Raw genomic sequence first — 4683 nt, 5'->3', positions numbered from 1 at the left:
AGTTTTTTTCGGTCTTGTCGGGGTCGCAGATCATCTGCTGCGGCCTCTTATTTACTTAGTTCTCTCAGCAACAGCTCTTTCCAGTCCTTATAGATCTCATCGTAAGCTGCTGCTTTTCCGGGCTCGATCAGCTGAATGGCCCTTTGGTTGGCAAAGGCTTCACTTTCTGATAAAAATGTCTTCACTCCTATTCCTGATCCGATAGCAGCTCCAACACTACCATCGTTGTCATATAATTCGACAGGAACGTTTGTTGCGTTTACAAATGCTTCGGCAAAAAGAGCACTTAGAAAAAGATTTGCCTTGCCCACCCTTATTACGGAAGGATTCATTCCGTTTTCCCGCATAATATCGAGGCCGTAGCGAAATGCGAAAGCAATTCCTTCCTGCTCTGCACGGAATATATGTGCCTGGGTATGGAGGTTCAGATCTATATTCAAAAGATGAGCTCCAACGATCTTGTTATTCAGCATACGTTCAGCGCCATTCCCGAAAGGTAATATCCTAAGTCCATCTGAGCCTACCGGAACTTTTCCCCCCATTGCATCCATCTCCTTATAACTCAGATTTGCCGCCATGTTATTTTTTATCCAGCGGTTCAGGATGCCTGTTCCGTTAATACAGAGCAGTACGCCCAGCCGCTTGCTGTCGGTGCCGTAGTTCACGTGAGCGAATGTATTGACACGGGATTGGGGATCATACGCAAGCTGATCAGCAACACCATAGATCACACCGGAAGTTCCGGCTGTAGCGGCCACTTCCCCTGGCTGCAACACGTTCAGGGATAATGCATTATTCGGTTGATCTCCTGATTTGTACGTTACGGGTATCCCCGCTTTTAAAGAAAGTTCACCAGCTACCGCCGCGGTTACATAACCGTGCTCTGAAAATACTGGTTTTACAGGCGGAAAAATATCGCGGCTAAACCCGTAATGCTTTAGAACATCTTCGGAAAGATCATCGTCCTGAAAATCCCAGAGGATCCCTTCTGAAAGGGATGAGGCACTGATTGTGACATCGCCGGTTAATTTCATAGCAATGAAATCACCAGGAAGCATTACTTTATCAATCTTATCAAAGATTTCCGGCTCGTTTTCTTTCACCCAGGCCAGCTTTGACGCTGTAAAATTTCCGGGAGAGTTTAACAAGCGGGAGAGACATCTCTCCTCCCCGATGTTTTTAAATGCTGTATTACCGATCTCCACTGCCCGGCTGTCGCACCAGATAATAGAGTCGCGAAGTACTTTCTGATCTTTATCCACTACAACCAGTCCGTGCATCTGATAAGCTATTCCGATTGCACCAATGTCAGCCGGATGATATTTACCGGAAGCGTTAGTTTTAAGGATAGCCTGCTGAACATGTTCCCACCACATCTCAGGCGACTGCTCTGCCCACCCTGCTTTAACTGATTTAATTTCTGTTTCCGTTTCGGGATACTGAGCCGAAACTATGGCCCTCTGAGTTTCCGCATCAACAACTGAAACTTTAATTGAGGAGGTGCCTACATCGATTCCTAAAAGAAGCATTGTATATAAAGGTTAATATAATTGTGCCAACGTTTGCACGAAGGTATATATTATTTGTTATTAAAAAAATTTTAGTATAAAATTGTGAATTAAATTTTCAGTTATAATCTTCTCCATTCATTTTAAGATTGTTTATAACCAGAGGATTACCGGGCATATCTGGCAGGCTCATCTCTATCGCCGTATTCCTGAACATTGAAAAAGCAGATTAAATGAAGAAAGTAACCATACTTGATATCGCCAAGGAACTGAATGTAACATTCTCGACAGTTGCGAGAGCACTTAATGATCATCCTGCTATCAGTGCTGCAACCAAGAAGGCGGTAAGGGAAACAGCTGAACGGATGAATTACAGGCAGAATAAAATTGCTTCATCGCTTCGTTCGGGCAGGACTAATGTTATCGGAGTGGTAGTACCAAGTCTCAGGGTTACATTTTTCAGTTCGGTAGTAGCAGGTATTGAGCAGGTGATGAACGCCAACGGGTACAATATACTATTGTATCAGTCGAACGAAACACTGGATCAGGAAAAAAAAGGGATTGAAACCTTTCTTCAGTCAAGGGTAGATGGGATTATTGCTTCTATATCCACTGAAACCACGGATTATGGCGCTTTCCATGAAATTATCAAAAGAAAGACACCTCTTATATTTTTCGACAGAACAATCGAACAGCTTGACATGCCATCGGTTACTATTGATGACTATAAAGGAGGTTTTATTGCGACCGAACACCTGATCAGGCAGGGCTACCGGAGAATCCTGCACATTTCGGCGGACCGTGAGATCAGCATTTTTAAAGAACGGCTGCGCGGATATATTGACGCGCTTGAATACTATAACATCCCTGTGGATGAAGAGCTTATTATCAAAGGTAACTTCTCACTTGAATTTGGAAAATCGGTGATTAGGGAAGCCCGCCTCAGCGGCCTTAAATTTGACGCTGTTTTTGCCCTTGAGGATTATACCGCTATGGGAGTACTGCAGCAATTACTTGAGTTTAAAGTAAAGATCCCTGACGAAATTGGAGTAATAGGCTTTGCGAACGAGGCTTTCGGAAGTCTTGTAACCCCGCAACTATCTACCATTGATCAGCAGACCCTCGCTATGGGGAAAGAAGTTGCCAAACTGTTCCTGAAGCTTAAAAAGGACGAAATGACGGGGGAAAAAAAACTGGAGAAGATCGTACTGGATCCTTTGCTTATTATAAGGGCTTCCTCCGAAAGGCATAAGTAATTTGGGATTATATGGCGATGGAATGCGGTAAAATCATTGTCTGCCCTATTTTTTTCAAATACCAATCAACGACTTAGCATCAATGACTAATTTTTGTACATTTGGCCCAACCACCATGTACTATTATGTTAGATAACCTAAAACAACAATTTTTAGAATTTTCAGGGCAGCAGCATCAAAACGTTTTTTTTGCTCCTGGCAGAGTGAATCTTATAGGCGAGCATATTGACTATAACGGAGGCCTTGTAATGCCTTGTGCCATTACTATGGGAACATACCTGCTAACTGCTCCTAATAAGGACGGGCTCTTCCGTTTCAAAAGCATTAACTTCGAAGAAACACTTGAAATTCCTTTAAAGGAGTCCTACGAAAAAACCGGAAAAGAATGGTATAATTATCCTCTGGGCGTAATTCATAATTTCCTTCAGAATGGAAAGAAACTGGAAGGGCTGGATCTTTTATACTATGGAAATCTTCCGATCGGATCAAGTTTGTCTTCTTCTGCTTCTATTGAAGTGGTTACGGCTTTTGCACTTAACAAGCTGTTCGGAGCCGGTTTTTCAAAACTTGAGCTTGTGAAACTTTCGAAGAAAGTTGAGAATGAATTTATCGGAGTAAATTCCGGTATTATGGATCAGTTTGCTGTTGCCTTTGGGGAGAAGAACAAAGCTCTTAAATTAAACTGCGACACACTGGATTATCAGGCAGTAGAATGTGATCTCGGAGACCATTATCTTGCTATCATCAATACGAATAAGCCCAGAAAGCTAACGGAATCCAAGTATAACGAACGGGTTGGCGAATGTCAGACAGCCTTAAAGGCGCTGCAGAAGGAACTTAACATTTCAAACCTTTGCGATATCAACGCAGAAACATTTGAGAAGCACAAGAACCTGATTGAAGACTCTGTGGTGCTTAAACGGGCTCAGCATGTTGTTGAGGAAAACGACCGTGTTCTTCAGGCTGCAGATGCACTCGATCAGAATAAACTGGAAGAATTCGGAAAACTGATGTATGCTTCTCATGATTCGCTGCAACATCTTTACGAGGTTTCAGGAACAGAGCTCGATACTATTGTAGAATTCTGCAAGCAATATCCAGGGGTTACAGGCGCGAGAATGACAGGTGCCGGGTTCGGTGGCTGCGCAATTGCCCTCGTGAAGAAAGACAGCTTCGACGACTTCAGTAAGAAGATAAAAGAGTATTATACCGCCAAAATCGGATATGCTCCTTCTGTTTACAGTTCTGACATCGGAACGGGAGTAGTAGAATTATAGTTTTAAATACAAATTGTATTATTGAAGTCTGAAACCGGCAGATCCTGGTTTCAGACTTTTGTTTATTATTACCTTTACGGGATCAGCGCTGCTGACTTATTTATGATACTATGCGAAAGCTCAAGCTTGACGAACTGAACAGAGTTAGCGTTGAAGAATTTAAAAAGCAGGATAAATTGCCGGTTACCGTCCTGCTAGACGGTGTAAGAAGCATGCACAACGTGGGATCCATCTTCCGCACGTCTGACGGCTTTTCAGTTGAGAGAATATTTCTCTGCGGTATAACGGGAACTCCTCCCCACCGGGAAATTGAGAAAACGGCGTTAGGTGCTACTCAATCTGTTGAATGGGCACATTTTACAGACATACGCGATGCCATACAACAACTGAAATCAGAAGGATACAGAATCATAGCCATTGAACAGGTTGATCAAAGCGTGATGTTAAACGAATTCGAGCCTGACGTCAGCGAAAAATACGCCCTCATATTCGGCAACGAGGTAAACGGCGTTTCCGATGAAGCAATGGCATTGATTGACACCTGCATAGAAATTCCTCAGTTTGGAACCAAGCATTCATTTAACATTGTTGTGTCAGCAGGTATTGTATTATGGGATTTCTTTGCTAAGCTAAGACTTGATT

4 protein-coding genes are annotated in these 4683 nt (G+C 42.9%); 3 read left to right on the top strand and 1 reads right to left on the bottom strand.

Annotation, left to right across the window (positions count from 1 at the left end; all coding sequences use genetic code 11):
• Positions 1–47 precede the first annotated feature (47 nt).
• Positions 48–1529: a xylulokinase gene (locus tag DDR33_RS17760; protein WP_109417148.1), complete on the bottom strand. Its 1482-nt coding sequence runs from the start codon at positions 1527–1529 to the stop codon at positions 48–50.
• 212 nt (positions 1530–1741) lie between these two features.
• On the opposite strand from DDR33_RS17760, the gene DDR33_RS17755 reads away from it, so the two are divergent.
• From DDR33_RS17755 to DDR33_RS17745, 3 genes are all read left to right on the top strand, one after another.
• A complete protein-coding gene (locus DDR33_RS17755; RefSeq protein WP_109417147.1) occupies positions 1742–2764 on the top strand; it encodes a LacI family DNA-binding transcriptional regulator in 1023 nt (340 codons plus the stop codon).
• Between the two features lie 125 nt (positions 2765–2889).
• On the top strand, positions 2890–4041 hold the full coding sequence (locus DDR33_RS17750) for a galactokinase (RefSeq protein ID WP_109417146.1): 1152 nt from the start codon (positions 2890–2892) through the stop codon (positions 4039–4041).
• Positions 4042–4151: 110 nt separating this feature from the next.
• The coding region (locus DDR33_RS17745) for an RNA methyltransferase (RefSeq protein WP_109417181.1) at positions 4152–4683 on the top strand (532 nt) is incomplete at its 3' end.

This window comes from Pararcticibacter amylolyticus (assembly GCF_003130405.1).
Taxonomy (GTDB): domain Bacteria; phylum Bacteroidota; class Bacteroidia; order Sphingobacteriales; family Sphingobacteriaceae; genus Arcticibacter; species Arcticibacter amylolyticus.
This window is presented reverse-complemented; position numbering and strand designations above follow the sequence as displayed.